The sequence below is a fragment of the Nonomuraea sp. SYSU D8015 genome, from assembly GCF_008065375.1.
GTDB lineage: Bacteria > Actinomycetota > Actinomycetes > Streptosporangiales > Streptosporangiaceae > Nonomuraea.
Genome location: NZ_VJYI01000016.1, coordinates 1 through 15826 on the forward strand (window position 1 = coordinate 1; position 15826 = coordinate 15826).

Annotated in this window: 14 protein-coding genes and 1 pseudogene; 6 read left to right on the forward strand and 9 right to left on the reverse strand. The window is 70.5% G+C overall.

Annotated features, from left to right (window positions below; genetic code table 11):
* The 5 genes and pseudogenes from ID574_RS43495 to ID574_RS43515 all read right to left on the reverse strand — a co-directional run.
* Positions 1-125: pseudogene (locus tag ID574_RS43495) on the reverse strand (L-glyceraldehyde 3-phosphate reductase); the annotation flags it as partial.
* A gap of 3 nt (positions 126-128) precedes the next feature.
* Positions 129-1043, reverse strand: a complete 915-nt coding sequence (locus ID574_RS43500; protein ID WP_188194909.1) for a carbohydrate ABC transporter permease — start codon at positions 1041-1043, stop codon at positions 129-131.
* A 7-nt stretch (positions 1044-1050) separates the two neighbouring features.
* Positions 1051-1950, reverse strand: a complete 900-nt coding sequence (locus ID574_RS43505) for a carbohydrate ABC transporter permease (protein WP_188194910.1) — start codon at positions 1948-1950, stop codon at positions 1051-1053.
* On the reverse strand, positions 1947-3359 hold the full coding sequence (locus tag ID574_RS43510; protein WP_188194911.1) for an ABC transporter substrate-binding protein: 1413 nt from the start codon (positions 3357-3359) through the stop codon (positions 1947-1949). Before ID574_RS43510 ends, ID574_RS43505 begins: the two co-directional genes overlap by 4 nt.
* Positions 3360-3378: 19 nt before the next feature.
* Complete coding sequence (locus ID574_RS43515; RefSeq protein WP_188194912.1) at positions 3379-4671, reverse strand: alpha-L-fucosidase; 1293 nt, start codon at positions 4669-4671, stop codon at positions 3379-3381.
* 167 nt (positions 4672-4838) lie between these two features.
* On the opposite strand from ID574_RS43515, the gene ID574_RS43520 reads away from it, so the two are divergent.
* The 5 genes from ID574_RS43520 (at position 4839) to ID574_RS43540 (ending at position 9658) form a co-directional block, all read left to right on the forward strand.
* A complete protein-coding gene (locus ID574_RS43520) occupies positions 4839-6584 on the forward strand; it encodes a glycoside hydrolase family 97 protein (RefSeq protein WP_188194913.1) in 1746 nt (581 codons plus the stop codon).
* 188 nt (positions 6585-6772) lie between these two features.
* Positions 6773-6988, forward strand: a complete 216-nt coding sequence (locus ID574_RS43525) for a hypothetical protein (RefSeq protein ID WP_188194914.1) — start codon at positions 6773-6775, stop codon at positions 6986-6988.
* Positions 6985-8190 carry a carbohydrate-binding protein gene (locus tag ID574_RS43530; RefSeq protein WP_188194915.1) on the forward strand — a complete coding sequence of 402 codons (1206 nt, stop codon included), beginning with the start codon at positions 6985-6987 and terminating at the stop codon, positions 8188-8190. The genes ID574_RS43525 and ID574_RS43530 overlap by 4 nt, the downstream gene beginning before the upstream one ends.
* Complete coding sequence (locus tag ID574_RS43535) at positions 8187-9194, forward strand: hypothetical protein (RefSeq protein ID WP_188194916.1); 1008 nt, start codon at positions 8187-8189, stop codon at positions 9192-9194. Before ID574_RS43530 ends, ID574_RS43535 begins: the two co-directional genes overlap by 4 nt.
* 251 nt (positions 9195-9445) lie before the next feature.
* On the forward strand, positions 9446-9658 hold the full coding sequence (locus ID574_RS43540) for a hypothetical protein (RefSeq protein ID WP_188194917.1): 213 nt from the start codon (positions 9446-9448) through the stop codon (positions 9656-9658).
* On the opposite strand, the gene ID574_RS43545 is transcribed toward ID574_RS43540, so the two are convergent.
* Both ID574_RS43545 and ID574_RS43550 read right to left on the reverse strand, forming a co-directional pair.
* Complete coding sequence (locus ID574_RS43545) at positions 9635-11338, reverse strand: glycoside hydrolase family 36 protein (RefSeq protein WP_188194918.1); 1704 nt, start codon at positions 11336-11338, stop codon at positions 9635-9637. The genes ID574_RS43540 and ID574_RS43545 overlap by 24 nt on opposite strands.
* Positions 11339-11524: 186 nt before the next feature.
* Positions 11525-12745, reverse strand: a complete 1221-nt coding sequence (locus ID574_RS43550) for an ROK family protein (RefSeq protein WP_188194919.1) — start codon at positions 12743-12745, stop codon at positions 11525-11527.
* Positions 12746-12883: 138 nt separating this feature from the next.
* Here ID574_RS43550 and ID574_RS43555 point away from each other — a divergent pair, with 138 nt between their 5' ends.
* Positions 12884-14593, forward strand: a complete 1710-nt coding sequence (locus ID574_RS43555; protein WP_188194920.1) for an RNA polymerase sigma factor — start codon at positions 12884-12886, stop codon at positions 14591-14593.
* Positions 14594-14602: 9 nt separating this feature from the next.
* Here the strand turns inward: ID574_RS43555 and ID574_RS43560 are convergent, their stop codons facing one another.
* Positions 14603-14944 (reverse strand): TetR family transcriptional regulator C-terminal domain-containing protein, encoded by a 342-nt coding sequence (locus ID574_RS43560; protein WP_188194921.1) that lies wholly within the window; start codon positions 14942-14944, stop codon positions 14603-14605.
* 200 nt (positions 14945-15144) lie between these two features.
* Positions 15145-15825: a response regulator gene (locus ID574_RS43565; RefSeq protein ID WP_188194922.1), complete on the reverse strand. Its 681-nt coding sequence runs from the start codon at positions 15823-15825 to the stop codon at positions 15145-15147.
* Position 15826 lies beyond the last annotated feature (1 nt).

Below are 15826 nucleotides of genomic sequence, written 5' to 3' on the forward strand. Positions count from 1 at the left end.
AGGATGGCGCGCTGGCTGTCGAGGGGTTTGCCTTCGCCGAAGTTGTGCCACAGGCCGAGGGAGACGGCGGGGAGCAGCAGACCGCTGCGGCCGCACCTGCGGTACGGCTGACGTGCGTAGTCCAAGGCTTACCTTCCCGCGATGCCGGTGAGCGTGACGCCCCGGATGAACGTTTTCTGGGCCAGGAAGAAGATGACGAGGATGGGCAGCATCGACAGCAGCGCGACGGCCATCATCTGGTTGTACTGGGTGACGTACTGGCCGCTGAACATGCCCAGACCCTGCGCCAGCGTGATCTTCTCCATCGACCGCAGGTAGATCGAGTTCTCCAGATACTGGTTCCAGTTCCCCACGAACGAGAACAGGCAGATCGCCGCGATCGCCGGCTTGGCGAGCGGCAGCATGACGCTCCACAGGATGCGCAGCTCCGAGGCGCCGTCGATGCGGGCCGCGTCGATGAGCTCCTGCGGGATCGTGGTGAAGAACTGCCGCAGCAGGAAGATGTACAGCGCCACGCCGAAGAACTCCGGCACGACCAGCGGCAGGTACGTGTCCACCCAGCCGAGCTTCGAGAACATGATGAACTTCGGCACCAGCGTGATCTCCCGGGGGATCATCATGGTCGCCAGCAGGGCCGCGAACATGAATCCCGCCGCCCGCGCCCGCAGCCGCGCGAAGGCGTAGGCGGGCAGGATGCACGAGATGAGGTTCCCCGCCATGGACAGCGCGGTGATCAGGATCGTGTTCATCAGGAACCTGGTGAACGGCAGCGACCCCGTCCAGCCTTTGACGTAGTTCTCGAAGTGCCAGGAGTCGGGCAGCCACTGGGGCGGGAAGGCCAGGTTCGCCTCGTCGGACTTGAGCGACGTGGTCAGCATCCACAGGAACGGCAGCAGGAACACCGCCGAGCTGATGATCAGCAGGATGTAGGCGCCGCTGCGCCGGATCTTCCTGATGCGCTCGGCCTGCTCCGAGGTCAGGGGTTTGCGCGGGTGCCGGGGTCGCGCGGGCGCCTTGTCACGCGCCGCGGTCTCGAGGAGCATGACGACCTCACTTGAACTCGTAGTGCACCCAGCGCCTGGCCAGGCTGAACTGGATCGCGGTCACGACGATGACGAGCACGAACATCGCCCACGAGAGCGTGGCCGCGTACCCCATGTCGAAGTAGACGAACGCGTGCCGGTAGATGTAGAGCCCCAGCACCATCGTGGCGTTGCCGGGGCCGCCCTCGGTCATGACGAGGATGAGCACGTAGCTCTGCAGCGCGGCGATGAACCCGGTGACCACGTTGAAGAAGATGACCGGCGACATCATCGGCACGGTCACGCTCCAGAACCTGCGCCACCACCCGGCGCCGTCGATCTCGGCGGCCTCGTACAGCGTCTTCGGGATGCCCTGCAGGCCGGCCAGGTAGATGACGATCGTGTTGCCCGCGCCCCACACGCTCATCAGCACCAGCCCGGGGATGGCCCACTCCTGCGAGGCCAGCCAGCCGGGGCCCTGGATGCCGACCGAGGCCAGCATCTTGTTGATGAGCCCGTAGTCGGGGTGCAGGATGTTCAGCCACAGCAGGGCCGTGGCCAGCCCGGACACCACCGACGGCAGGTACATCACCGTGCGGAACAGGCCCTGGAAGCGCAGCGGCTGGTTGAGCAGCAGCGCCAGCGCGAACGTGAACGTCACGCCGAGCGCCACCGCGCCCACGCCGAACTGCACGGTGTTCTCGATCGACTCCCAGAACTCGGGGTCGTTGACCATGCGCACGTAGTTGGCGAAGCCGACCCAGCGCGGCGACTGGAGCAGGTTCCACTCCATGAAGCTGAGCACCACCGCGGCGACGATCGGCCCGGCGCTGAAGAGCACGAACCCCACCAGCCACGGCGAGACGAACAGGTGGAAGCGTCGCGCCTCCCGGCGGGCCAGAGTGCTGCGGACGCTGACGGCGGTCATGCGATCTTGTTCTCGCTCAGGACCGGCGTGACCTTGTCGACCATCTCCTTCAGCGCGTCGTCCACACTGATCTTGCCGAGCTGCGCCCGCTCCCAGATCGGTACGGCGGTGTCCACGACCTTCTTGTTGGCCGGCAGCCGCAGCACGCCGTCATCGGAGGCGTAGTCGGCCATGATCTTCTTGACCAGCTCCGCCTCCTCCGCCGGGACGCCCAGTGCCTTGGCGTTGTCCTCCCACGCGGACTGGCGGGCCGGTGCGGCGATCCGGCGGAACTTGTAGCCCGAGGCCGACAGGTACTCGTGCATGTAGATCCAGGCGGCGTCCTTGTTCTTCGACGAGGCCGCCATCACCAGCGCGCTGCCGACGGCCGGGGTGGTGCGTCCCTCCGGCCCCTTGGGCACCTGCGTGGAGCCCCACTTGAACGCCTTCTGCTTGGACAGCTCCAGCATGACCCACGCGCCGTTGACGAACAGGGCCGCGTGCCCGGACTTGAACGGGTCGACCTTCTCCAGGAGCTGAAGCTCGGCCAGGCTCGGCACCGCCTTGTCCTTCTGCAGCAGGTCCAGCCAGCGGGCCATGACGTCCCTGGCGGCCGGCTCGGCGATCATCACCTTGGACTCGGCCGCGTCCAGGAACCGGCCGCCGAACGGCATCAGGTACACCGAGCTCAGGTCGGGGGACGGCTTCGGCATCGGCGAGATGCCGTAGATCTTCTCCACGCCCGACCCGCTGGTCATCTTCCTGGCCGTCTCGAAGACCTTGTCCCACGTCCAGGTCTCGTCCGGGTACTCCAGCCCGGCCTTGTCGAACAGGTCCTTGTTGTAGAAGAGCAGCTTGGGAGCCATGTCGGTGGGCAGCCCGTACAACGCTCCGTCGCGCTTGAAGTAGCCGAGCCCGCGCTGCGGGATGTCGTCCATGTCGAACTCGGGCGTCTTGGCGATGAAGTCGTCCAGCGGCTGCAGGACCTTGTTGGCGATGAGGTTCTGCGTCCAGGAGTAGTGGTTGTAGAGCACGTCGGGCAGCGAGCCGCCGGCCGCCTGGGCCATGTACTTGGTGAGGAACTGGTCGAACGGCGCCGACTCGCGCTTGATCTCGATGTTCGGGTGGCGCTTCTTGAAGAAGAAGTCGAACTGGGCGTTGCGTACCTCGGTGACGGCGTCCGTGGTGAACGCCAGCGTGATCGTCACCTTGGACGCCGGGTCGGGCACGTTCGTCTTCGGCCAGGTCAGCGAGTTGTTGAGCTGCTCGGCCTCCTCGAAGGGCCAGTCGTCGCTGCTGGGACGGTTGGGGTCGATCACCTGGGCGCCGGACTTGACCGGGGCGGCGGCCTGCTTCTGCTGGCGGCTGTCGCCGCAGGCGGACAACGTGGCGGCCGCCACTGCCAGGGCCAGCATCTGGCGACGGTTCATCTCCATGGGGGTGGGCCTTTCACAGGAAGAGCTCGATCACCGGCACCGCCACGTCGGGGCGCTGCACCGGGAGCTGCAGGGTCAGGGTGCCGGACGGCAGGGAGCCCAGCTTGGTGTGCCCGCTGTCCACCGCCGGGTCGGGCACCAGCGTGCGGATCTCCGAGGCGTCGTTGAGCAGTTGCGCGTAACGCACCTTGCCGGCCAGGCCGGGCAGGTGCAGGTGCTTGAAGGGCCAGGCGAACAGGTGCACGTACAGCCGGTCGCCGCGCTGGGTGTAGCGGCACTCCGGCGGGGCCTCGTACGTGCTCGGCCCGGCGCCGTAGATGGAGCGGCCGTGCAGCCGGGTCCACCGCCCGATGCCGCGCAGCGTCTCCAGCGCCCGCGGATCGAACGCGCCCCGCCCGTCGGGGCCGACGTTGAGCAGGAGGTTGCCGTCCTTGGAGACGGTGTCGACCAGCATGCGCACGAGCAGGTCGACGGGCTTGTAGTCGAGGTTGTCGCGGTCGTAGCCCCAGCTGCCGTTGAGGGTCTGGCACGCCTCCCAGACCCGGCCGGGCGGGGCCGGCGGCTGGAACTGCTCGGGGGTGGTGAAGTCGCCGGGGATCTCCAGCCGGTCGTTGATCAGGCAGTCCGGCTGGAGCCGGCGCACCAGCGCCGCCAGCTCCTCGGAGCGCCAGTCCGCCGCGCCCTTGCCGCCGGGCGTGAGCCGGCCGTCCCTGACCCGCTTGGAGTAGGAGAAGTCAAACCACATCGTGTCGATGCGGCCGTAGCGGGTAAGCAGCTCTTCGACCTGGCTGTGCAAATAGGACTGGTAAATCTCGATATTTCGGTCGTCGTTGGTGACGCCCTCGGTGTACGCCGGGTGCAGGCCGTCGATCGGGAAGTGCGGGTGGTGCCAATCGATCAGCGAGTGGTAGAAGCCCACCCCGAGCCCGCGGGCACGGAACGCCTCGACGATCGGGCCGACCAGGTCCTTGCCGTACGGGGTGTTCGCCACCGAGTAGTCGGTCTGGGCCGAGTCCCACAGGCAGAACCCGTCGTGGTGCTTGGTGGTCAGCACCAGGTATCGCATGCCCGCCCCCGCGGCCGCCTCCGCCCAGGCGTCCGGGTCGAACAGGTCCGGATCGAAGTGGTCGAAATACCGCTGGTACTCCTCGTCCGTGAGGCGCTCGCGCTGCTTCACCCACTCATGGCGGGCCGCGAGCGCATACAGCCCCCAGTGCACGAACAACCCGAACCGTTGCTCACGGAACTCGGTCAGCCGGGCAGAGGTCGGATGTGTGCGGTTGTCCTGTGACAGTCCGTGAGACATGGCCGTACCGTAGACCCGGTAATTAACTTCGTCAAGAATTGAATTGAAACCCGTCGCAACCTAGGCTCTTGCCCACTGTGAGGAGACTGGACGGCCCCCGTGGGCCCGAGCGCCGCTAAGGGCGAGCCGTGATCGACTCCTCCTATCTCTTGACTCGTGGAGGGCACGTGCCGAACTGGACGCTCAGCGACGGGGATCTGGAAGCTGCGCTCGACCTCTCCCCGGAGGGGGAGTTGACGCTGGAACTGCGGCACGCGGGGAAGACCGTGGTAGAGCCCTCGAGGCTCGGACTCCGGACCGCCCACGCGGATCTCACCACCGGGCTGGAGTTCCTGGGGCTGTCGGAGCGGCGGGTCGAGGAGTCCTACCGGACGGTGATCGGGAAGCGGCGTGAGCACCGGTACGAAGCCGGGGAGTGGACGTTGTCGTTCGCCCGGGGCGGGGACCGGCTCGATCTGCTGGTCCGCGTCGGCGGGGGCGGTGTGGCATACCGGTATGTGGTGCCATGGAGCGGGCCGGTCACCGTAATCGACGAAATTTCGGAATATGTCGTGCCGGGCGACGCCCGCGCCGTGCTCCTGCCGTACGAGAACGGGCGCTGCGACTACGAGGAGATCCACCGGCACACCACGGTCGGCGCCGCCGAGCCCATCCTGTACGGCTACCCGTCGCTCTTCCAGACCGGCGCCGCCTGGCTGCTGATCACCGAGTCCGACCTCGACAGCGGCTACGCCGGCTCCCGCCTCCGCTTCGACGGCCGCGCCTTCCGGCTCGACCTGCCCGACCCGTACGTCACCGCGGCCAGCCCGCTGGTCACCCCATGGCGCACCGCGATCGTCGGCGACCTGGCCGCGATCGTGGAGAGCGACCTGGTCACGAGCCTCGCCCCGCCCTCCAGGGTCGAGGACACCTCGTGGATCAAGCCCGGGGCGGCCGCCTGGTCGTGGTGGTCCGACGGGCCTTCCACCCGCGACCTGGACGCCCAGAAGCACTGGGTCGACTTCGCCGCCGAGCACGGCTGGCCGTACGTGCTGGCCGACGCCGGCTGGAACAAGGAGTGGATGCCCGAGCTCATCGCCTACGCCCGCGACCGGGGCGTCGGCGTCTGGCTCTGGTCGCACTGGCAGCACGTCGACACCGAACTGGAGCACCGCGAGAAACTCGCGCTCTGGAAGGAGTGGGGCGCGGCCGGCGTGAAGATCGACTTCACCGAGTCCGACGGCCAGGACCGGATGCGCTGGTTCGACGCCATCCTGGCCGCCACCGCCCGGCTGAAGCTCATGGTCGTCTTCCACGGCGGCACGATCCCGCGCGGCACCGAGCGCACCTGGCCGCAGTTCATGACCGCCGAGGCCGTCAAGGGCGCCGAGTGGCTGAAGCCGAAACCCGGCAAGGAGCCGCTCTACCCGGCCACCCACTACCTGTCGCTCGCGTTCACCCGCAACGTGCAGGGGCCGATGGACTTCACGCCATGCACGTTCACCGGGGTCCGCGCGATCTCGGCCGGATTCGAGCTCGCCCTGTCGGTGATCTTCGAGTCCGGGATCCAGCACTTCGCCGACTCCATCGAGGCATACCAGGCCAGGCCGGAGGCGCTGCGGCTGCTGTCCGCCGTCCCCACCGCGTGGGACGACACGCGGCTGCTGTCCGGCGACCCCGCCGACCACATCCTGCTGGCCAGGAGGAGCGGCGCCGACTGGTACATCGCCGCCGGCGTCTCCGGCGAGGCCCGCACGCTCACCGTACCGCTCGGCTTCCTCGGCCAGGGGGAGTGGGCGGCCGAGATCTACCGCGACGCCCCGGGCGACGCGATCGCCGCCGAGACGGTCACGGTCTCGGGCGGCGGAGAGCTCGACCTCGCCGTGCCCTCCAACGGCGGGTTCACGCTTCACCTCAGGAGACAGACCCCATGACAAGCAAAGTGCCCGGCGCCTTAGCGACTCCCACGGCCACCGCCCCTGCCGGCCTCGGCAGTCGTCCGGACCTTGCGCTGGAGCCCCGGCCTGTCGCCGGGGCCGCCGGCACATTCACCCACCTGGAGGGAGGGGGCTTGCTCTCAAGACGTCCGGCTGGATGCGGGACGACCGTAGCGTATGGGCGGTTGACTGCGCCCAGAGCGGCCTGCCGCTCCGGGCTGCAGGACACCTGCCTGCTGATCAGGAACCTGCGGGCCCACCAGCTCACCGGCGGCGGCGAGGAGCCGCCCTCGTCGTCGTACGAGGCCGAGCAGGGCTCCTTCAGCGGCACCCGCGGCTTCCAGGTCAGCGTGAACGACGGCGCGAGCGCGCCCGACCTCGACGGGGTGACGCTCTCATGAGGCGCTTCGCGGGCGCCCTGGCGGCTCTGGCGCTGATCCTGCCCGCGACGCCCGCGGCCCACGCCGCCGAACCCGTCGCCGCCGGGGCGCCCCGCTGGGAGACGCGGTGGAACCCGAGCCCGTGGCGGGACGGGGTGAACGCGTTCGAGGCGCTGGAGGACGACCGGCGCGGCTCCCACCCCGAGGGGCAGCCGCACATCTACGTCCAGGGCAACGCCTGGCGTTTCGACGCGCACCTGGAGGATCGCGACGGGTCCGACCGCATGCGGAACGAGGTACGCGGCATGCGGGCCGCCGACGGCCGGGCGCTGGAGATGCGCAAGGACGAGACCTGGCGCATCACCTACCAGATGTACATCCCGGACACCCTTGACGCGACCACCAGCTTCTCTCACATCTGGCAGCTCAAGACCTCCGACATCGGCACCCCGGTGGCGCAGATCTCGCTGCCGGTCGTGAACGGCGTGCAGAAGATCTCGGCGCGCTACTGGACGCTGGAGGACAACAGGGCCCATGACTTCGCCCAGGCGGACCTGGAGCCGATCCAGAACAGGTGGGTGAGCGTCACCATCGAGCTCAAGTCCGCGGATGACGGCTACATGCGCTGGGTCCTGCGTGACGGGCGGCGGACGATCGTCGACCAGACGGCCGAGGGCATCGACCTGTGGTGGACGCCGGAGCAGTACAACCGTCCCAAGTGGGGCATCTACCGCAGCATCCGGAGCGCCGGGCTGCAGGAGACGTACCTGCTGATCAGAGATCTCAAGGCGGAGCAGCTGGGCCCGGCGACGCCGCCGGTCAAGCTGCCGCCGCCGGACCGCGGCCCCGGCGCGTACGAGGCCGAGCGGGCCGGCAACGTCTGGGAGGGCGCGGCCGAACCCGCGTACTGCGCCGTCTGCTCCGGCGGGCGGAAGGTGATCCTCATCGGCGGCAACATCTACGACTACGCCGTGGTCAGAGGCGTGCTGTCGGAGACCACCGGGACCAGGCAGATGACCGTGCACGCGCTCGTGGACGGCTCGCAGACGTTCGCGGTCAGCGTCAACGGCGCCGACGCGATCCAGCTGCCCATGACCGGGACCAAGGACGAGGTCACGACCGCGACCGTGCCGGTGAACCTGGTGGCCGGGGTCAACTCGATCCGCTTCTACAGCCACACCGCCCGCTCTCCCGAGCTCGACAAGATTGTCATCGCCCCATGAGAAACGACCTCAGCAGACGCGCCGTGCTGGCCGCCGGCGGCGCGCTGGCGCTGACCGCGGTGGCGGGCGCGCGACCCATCCGGCACGTGCCGGTCGTCAAGGCCATCCGCCCGTCGAGGGCGACACCACCGCCCACATCCAGGCAGCGCTCGAACTCGATCGCCGGACGGCGGGGCGCGCTGCTCCTGTTGCCCGGCGTGTACCCGGTGGCGGGCACGCTGTACGTGCGGGCGAGCGCGACCGTCCTGCGCGGCGTCGGCGACGACCCGTCGAGCAACTCGATCATCAAGGCGACCGGGAACAATCCCAAGGAACGCAACGTGATCGTGGCCGGCGGCGGCTGGACGGGCGAGGTGCCCGGCACCCGTACCGAGATCACCACCGGGTTCGTGCAGGTGGGCTCGCGGGAGTTCGAGGTGGCGAACCCGGGGGACCTGCGCCCCGGCGACAACATCGTCATCACCCACCCCTGCACCGAGGAGTGGCTCAAGGCCATCGACTACGGCGGGCACGACGTGGGCCCGCCGTGGAAGGCCGGTGAGCACCCGATCATCTACAACCGCTACATACGAGACATTTCAGGAAATGTCGTGAAGATCGATGTGCCGGTCTTCAACCACCTCAACCGCGCCCACGCCACCTCGTTCCTCTACAAGTGGGACCGGGCCGGGCTCGTCACCAACGTCGGCGTGGAGCGGCTGCGCGTGGACATCGAGTACCACGGCGACCCGGAGCAGGACGAGGACCACGCCTACAACGCGATCGTGCTGCTGCGTACCGAGGACTCGTGGGTCAGGGACTGCACCATGCTGCACTTCACCCAGGCCGGCGTCAGCACCCAGGAGACGCCCCGGGCCACGGTCGAGAACTGCCGGGCCATCGACCCGGTCAGCATCGTGACCGGCAGCAGGCGCTACAACTTCAACACCTACGTCTACTCCCAGCAGGTGCTCTTCCGCGACTGCCACGCCTACAAGGCCAGGCACGGTTGCGACTGTGGGTAATCAGACGGTAATGTTAAGTCACAGCCGGGCGCCTGACTGGCGTTCGGTCCCCGCCCCCGTTGGTGTCCGCATCAACGGGACAGCGTCCGGCGGGGCGGTGGCCCAAGAGTCGCACTCCATCCAGGAATGAGAAGTCAGGCCCCGACGACGCGGCTCTCACCGACGGTCCGCCCGGCGCGCCGGGCGGACGCGGCTTCGGCTTCCACCGGATCGCTTCCCGGCCTCGGTCGGCATGCGACGAGGCTACGCTGATGTCCGAACACAGAGAGCTGAAGACGCTCATCGTCCAGAAGCCGCCGACCGCGCAGAACTACGCGATCGGCTGCCACGGCACGGTGACCGGCGACGGGCCGTTCCAGCAGCCGGCCGGCCACATCGAGGGCGCGAACCGGCCCGGTCTCTTCCCGCACTCGCTCTACCAGGCCCAGCTCCTGGACCGGCTACGCGGTGGTCTCCAGTCGTAGCAGCCCGCCCTCGGGGACGGTGACCTCCACCGTCCCCGGGGTCAGGGTCACGACTTCGTCGCCCTCGACGCGGCCCCGGCAGTCGAACACGGTCGACCGGGCCCTGCCGGGGCGGGCGACCTGGAGCAGCACGCCGGTGGAGTCGTCGCCGTTGGCCAGCCACAGCGTGCCGGTCGCGGGCGCCTCGACGGGCATCGGCGCGTACCTGGCGGTGATCACCGTGCCGCCCGAGCGGGCCGTGACCTGCGGGTAGGCCAGATCCGGGCGGGCCGGCTCGAAGTCGGCGCGCTGCAGCACCTCGGCGTGCTCGCGGAAGAACGCCAGCCAGAACCGCAGGGCCTCCTCCTGCGCCGGGTCGAGCGCCGTCAGGTCGACCGAGATCTGCGGCACCGCGAACAGCACGCTGATCAGCTGGGTCGCGATCCGCTGCGGGCGCTCGTCCGGGTGCCACATCAGCATGTCGGCGTGGACCGCCAGGGGCCCGGCGATGAGCCTCAGGTCCACGGTGCGCTGCCGGTTGTGCGCGGGGCTGAGCGGGCAGTCCGAGGCGCGGATCATCGTGGCGTACGGCCACAGGCCCGGGCTCACGTACGGCTGGCGCAGCTCCACCAGGCAGTCGCGGGGCAACTGGGCCAGCAGCCTGCGCACGCCCTCGTTGACCGTGGCGCAGTCGGCCTCCGGCCCCGGCTCCGGCGGGTCCTCGACCGCGAACTGGTCGATGAAGTCGATCTTCAGGCCGTCGGCGCCCCACTCCGTGACCGCCCTGGCGAGGTGCCCGGCGAGCAGGTCGCGGACGGCGGGGTAACGCGGGTCGACGATGGCCGCGTTCATGTGCTCCTTGTACGCCAGCGTGTACGGCCGCACGCGGTCCCAGAGGGCGGTGTGGCGGCCGACGAACGGCAGGGCGTACCAGAGCAGGTAGGCGAGCCCTTCGCCGCGGACCTTCGCCACGTGCTGCGACATGTCGGGAAATGAGGTGGGGGACGGCTCCCACTCGCCCACGTAGCCGTAGCCGCGGCCCCGGTCGTCGCTGTGCCAGCCGTCGTCCACGATGATCGCCTCGCAGCCCAGCTCGGCCGCGGGGGACGCCTGCCGCTCCACGCCCTCGGCGTCGACGTGCTGCTGCATGGCGTACCAGGTGGAGTAGGCGGGCATCCGGGCCGCCCGCGGGACGTCGTGGTCCGGGCCGTGCAGCGCCCGCCACCAGTCCGCCACGCCCGCCAGCGTGGTCGCGAAGTGCCGGCGGGTGAGGTCGAGCCGCAGCAGGAGCCCGCCGTCCGGGTCGGCCTCGTGCTCCACCCAGAACCCGAACTCGCCGGTCTCCTCCACCACGCCGGTGCGGGTGCGCACGGGCCTGACGACCTCGCCGGCCGCGAACGTGCACAGGGCCTGGTCGCGCGTGCCGACCAGGCAGCCGACGGGCGCGTTCTTCTCGAGCGCGGCCGTGCGGGGGCGGCGCCAGAAGGGCGGCAGCCCGCGGTGCTCGCCGCCGTCGGCCGCCCAGAAGGCGGTCGCTCCCACGCACGGCACCCGCCAGCCGACCCGCACGACGGCCGTCCGGTCAGGTGTGACACGCAGCTCGACGACGCCCCCGTCCTCGTGAGCTGTCCAGGTCAGCCCGGCCTGCGACGTGCACTCGAACGCGAGCCCCGCCACCTCGATCCGCTGGGCGCGCGTCACCGCCTGATCATGTGGCTGCCAGATTCCGGGGGTGGCGGTCACTCATCGTTCCCTTCTGAACATTTGACTCCCTCGCGGCTCATGGCCGCACTCCGCGCGGCGGCTCGGTCGCCACATGCCGCCGCCTTCCCCCGCTCTGGTCGCTGCGCTCCCGCCGCTCCTCCAGGCGACGGCACTCCCTCGCGGTCATGCCCGCATGCCGTGGGGCCGTGCCCGGTCGCCGGCGGAGGTCACCACCGGTGCCTCCTCGCGGGAGAAGAGGGTCTGGATGGAGACCGCGGCCGCCCCGCGCGCCCACTGCTCGAAGGTCCGCGGGCGCAGCAGCAGGCGGCAGTCGGCCGCCGCGCCGAACGCCTGGGCCGCGAACGACCGGTTGATCTGCTCCTCGAACAGGTCGTAGGCCGCCAGCCCCGGCACGTCGCCGGTCACGATGATCCGTTCGGGGCCGAAGAGGTTGGCCATCGCGGCCATGCCCAGCCCGATGGCGTGCCCGGCCCGGGCGAACACCTCCCGCGCCGCGGGGTTCCCGGCGTGCGCGGCGTCGATGGCCGCGTTCACCGACAGCGTCGGGTCGCCGAGGGCCGCGCGCACGCCTGCGACGATGGGCGCCGTCCCGGCGATGGCCTCGACGCAGCCGCGCCCGCCGCAGTGGCACGGGGGCTCGTCGCCGCCGACGGGGATGTGGCCGATCTCCCCGGCCACGCCGTGCGAGCCGGCCACCACCCGGTCGTTCACCACCAGCCCGCAGCCGATCCCCATCCCCACGGTGACCAGCGCGAACGACGACGCCCCCACGCCGTCGCCGAACCACTGCTCGGCCACGGTGAGCGACTTGACGTCGTTTTCCACCGTGACGGTGAGGCCGGTCGCCGCGGCGGCCAGCCGCGCCAGCGGCACCTGCCGCCAGCTCAGGAAGGGGGAGTAGCGGACCATGCCGTGCGCCTTGTCGACGTCGCCCGACACGGCCAGGCCCAGCGAGTGGCAGCGCTCACGGTAGGCGGGATCGGCGGCCAGCAACTCGGCGACCAACTCGGCCAGCTGCGCGACCACGCCCTCGACCCCGCTCGTCTCCAGCCTGCGGTGCGCCGAGGCCAGCGGCTGGGCGCGCAGGTCGGTGATCACGCCGATGAGCTCGTCGTCGGTGATCTTCACGCCGGTGAAGAACTCCCGGTCCGGCCTGATCGTCAACGGGCTGGCCGGGCGTCCCGCCCCTGGCCCGGTCCGCTCGGTGGCCTCCAGCTCCGCCAGGTAGCCTGCCTCGATGAAGGGCCGGGCCGCCTTGGTGACGGCGGCCGAGGACAGACCGCTGCGCCTGGCGATCTCCACCCGGGAGACCGGGCCCTGGGTGAGCACCATGGTGAAGACGGTGGCCTCAGCGCGGGTGGTGGTGGTGAGCCGAGGGTGCATGGCGGTCATCGTATCAGTAATTAACTTCGTCAAGAATTGAATTGGCAACGAATGAAACCGGTGAGGTTTGTGTTATCGGAAGGGTGATTCTCCAGTCTCCTGTTCGGAGCATCGGAGGCTCCGATCAGGAGGTGATGGATGTACGCGCGGCCGACGTACGAGGTCGAGACGGTCCTCGCGGCCCGGGCAGGCGATCGCGGGGCGATCGACGAGCTGGTCACGAGCCACCTGCCGCTGGTGTACAACATCGCCGGCCGGGCCATGAACGGCCATCCGGACGTCGACGACGTGGTCCAGGAGACGATGGCCAGGGTCGTGACCGGCGTCTCCGGGCTGCGCGACCCGGAGAGCTTCCGATCCTGGCTGGTCGCCATCGCGCTCAACCAGGTCCGGGAGTGGCGCCAGGCCACGGCCGCCACCCCCGCCGCCCTCGACGAGGCGCTGTGCCTGCCCGACGCGGGCGCCGACTTCGCCGCCGTCACCGTCACCATGCTCGGCCTGTCCGGGCAGCGCAAGGAGACCGCCGAGGCCGCCCGCTGGCTCGACGCCGACGACCGCGAGGTGATCGCGCTGTGGTGGCTGGAGGTCGCGGGCGAGCTGACCAGGGCCGACCTGGCGGCCGCCCTCGACACGAACGAGCGGCACGCGGCCGTCCGCGTCCAGCGCACCAAGCGGCGGCTGGAGTCGGCGCGGGCGGTGGTGCGCGCGCTCTCGGCCCCGGCCCGCTGCCCGGGGCTGGCGGCCGCGGCCGCGACCTGGGACGGCATGCCGTCCGACCTGTGGCGCAAGCGGCTGTTCCGGCACGTGCGCGAGTGCCAGGCGTGCTCCGAACAGGCGTCCGACCTTGTGCCGGCCGAGCGGCTGCTGGCCGGTCTCGGCCTGGTGGCCGTGCCCGCCGGGCTGGCGGCGGGGCTGCTGGAGGCCGCCCGTACGGCCGCCGTGCCGGTGGTGAAGGGCGGACTGCTTGCCAAGGGCAAGGCGGCGGCCGGCTCGCTGCTGACCGCCAAGCCCGTCGCGGTCACGGCCGCCGGGGCGACGCTGATCGCCGGGGGAGCGGTCGTCGTCCAGACCATCCGGCCGGAGCCCGCGCCCCCGCGGGCCGCGCCGGCGATCGCCACGTCGGAGCCCGCCTCCGCGCCGCGCTCGCCCAGCCCCTCGTCCAGCCCCTCGCCGACGCGCAAGCGCCGCCCGGTCAAGCCGTACGGGCGCACCGTCGACACGGTGGACCAGGCCCCGCCCAGGAACCGTCCCCCCGCCCCGCTGCCCCGCCGCCCGGCGGGAACGGTGACCATCAGCGGCACCTACGGGCACGCCCGCTACGGCGCCCCCACGATGACCCACCGCGGTGAGCGGCTCACCATCACCGGCAGGGGCTATGTCCAGGTCCGCTGGGGCATCCTCTACCACAACCGCGTCGGCCACTTCCAGCCCGCCACCTGGACCGGCCTCAAGGGCAAGCTCTTCCACGTCGCCTCGGGCGGCGGCCGGCGCATGGACGACGAGAATGCGCCGGGCGTCACCTGGATGGGCTCACCGGAGACCGGGTTCGTCCGGCTGCCCCGCGGCCACCAGCAAATGTGGCAGAACGAGTTCTACTACCTCGACGGCAGCGTCACCCTCCACAACAACGAAGCCGGCACGGACATTGACCTGACCGTCGCGCCCAAGACCTGGCGTGAGGTCTGGGCCGACATCTCGGCCAGGCCCGACCCCGCCAAGGGCATCTTGCGCTACGGCCTGACCCGTGACACCGGCGACGACCGCGCGCCCGTCCCGCAGTATCTCACCAGGGCCCGGCCCGCGGACCCCGCCCGCGTCCCGCAGCGCAGCCGGGTCTGGGGCAGCTGAGGGCGCGTCTCACGCCCGCCCGGCCGGCCGGCGGACGAGGGGAAGGAACACCTCGTCCACGATCTCGGAGATCGTCTCGTCGGAGACGGGTTGCCGGGTCAGCAGCAGCTCGTGGCGGAGGAGGTCGACCGGCAGCGAGACGACCCGCGGGTGCGGCGGCATGAGGCCGTGGACGGCGTCCGGGCCGAGGTCGCGGAAGCGCCGGGCCATCCGCCGCAGCACGGCCACGACGTCGCCGCGCAGCTCGCCGGTGTCGGGTGGCTGCTCGGCGATGGAGCCGGTGGCGTGGCGGACGGCGGCCACGACGAGCCTGCGCCGCGTGCTCGGGCCTTCGCCGGCCTGCTCGGACATCCATCCTCCATTAGAGACGTTGCGTCTCTTGCTGTCGGCAGCCGGCACCGGTGTGCTCGCCGGCATCCCGCAACACCGGCTGGCCACCCACCCCGCCACCGCCGCCGGGCAGGCGGGGGCCTAAGGCGGGGCCTTCTCCTGGGCCCTGGTCTTCACCGCCCTGGCCCTGCTCCTCGGCCTCATGCTGCCCGCCGCCCGGGTCAGCCGGCCGCCTCGCCGGGGGTGATCAGACCGTGCTCGTACGCGAACGCCACCGCCTGCGCGCGGCTGGAGAGCCCCAGCTTGGCCATCGCGCGGTTGAGATGGGTCTTCACCGTCGACTCGCTGACCGTCAGGTGATCCGCGATCTCCTTGTTGGACATGGCCCGGCCCACCAGCACGAGCACCTCGGCCTCCCGGCCGGTGAGCGAATCGGGCACCTGCGCCGGGCCGTCGCGGCCAGGCACGGGCTCGCGGGTGTGACAGAACGCCTCGACCAGATGCCGCGTCGCCGCGGGCGCCAGCAGGGTGTCGCCGCCGGCCACGGTGTGGATCGCCGAGAGCAGCCGCTGGGGCGTGGTCTCCTTGAGCAGGAAGCCGGAGGCCCCCACCCGCAGGGCCTTGTAGACGTACTCGTCGAGGTCGAACGTGGTGAGGATCAGCACCTTCGGCTTATTCGGACCGGCTGCGGCGAGAATGCGCTCGGTGGCCGCGATGCCGTCCATGCCCGGCATGCGGATGTCCATCAGGATCACGTCGGGGCGCGTCCTGGAGGCCAGCTCCACGGCCTCCTCGCCGCTTGCCGCCTCGCCGACGACGTCGAGATCGGGAGCCGCGCGGATCAGCGCGGCCAGGCCCGCCCGGATCAGCACCTGATCGTCCACGACGAGGACCCTGAGCATG

Excerpts from the sequence above, each read along its gene's own strand:
- ID574_RS43535 (WP_188194916.1), top strand. The coding sequence starts at position 8,187 with ATGAGAAACGACCTCAGCAGACGCGCCGTGCTGGCCGCCGGCGGCGCG.
- ID574_RS43550 (WP_188194919.1), bottom strand. The coding sequence starts at position 12,745 with ATGCACCCTCGGCTCACCACCACCACCCGCGCTGAGGCCACCGTCTTC.
- ID574_RS43515 (WP_188194912.1), bottom strand. The coding sequence starts at position 4,671 with ATGTCTCACGGACTGTCACAGGACAACCGCACACATCCGACCTCTGCC.
- ID574_RS43560 (WP_188194921.1), bottom strand. The coding sequence starts at position 14,944 with ATGTCCGAGCAGGCCGGCGAAGGCCCGAGCACGCGGCGCAGGCTCGTC.
- ID574_RS43510 (WP_188194911.1), bottom strand. The coding sequence starts at position 3,359 with ATGAACCGTCGCCAGATGCTGGCCCTGGCAGTGGCGGCCGCCACGTTG.
- ID574_RS43540 (WP_188194917.1), top strand. The coding sequence starts at position 9,446 with ATGTCCGAACACAGAGAGCTGAAGACGCTCATCGTCCAGAAGCCGCCG.
- ID574_RS43565 (WP_188194922.1), bottom strand. The coding sequence starts at position 15,825 with ATGCTCAGGGTCCTCGTCGTGGACGATCAGGTGCTGATCCGGGCGGGC.
- ID574_RS43530 (WP_188194915.1), top strand. The coding sequence starts at position 6,985 with ATGAGGCGCTTCGCGGGCGCCCTGGCGGCTCTGGCGCTGATCCTGCCC.
- ID574_RS43500 (WP_188194909.1), bottom strand. The coding sequence starts at position 1,043 with ATGCTCCTCGAGACCGCGGCGCGTGACAAGGCGCCCGCGCGACCCCGG.
- ID574_RS43505 (WP_188194910.1), bottom strand. The coding sequence starts at position 1,950 with ATGACCGCCGTCAGCGTCCGCAGCACTCTGGCCCGCCGGGAGGCGCGA.
- ID574_RS43555 (WP_188194920.1), top strand. The coding sequence starts at position 12,884 with ATGTACGCGCGGCCGACGTACGAGGTCGAGACGGTCCTCGCGGCCCGG.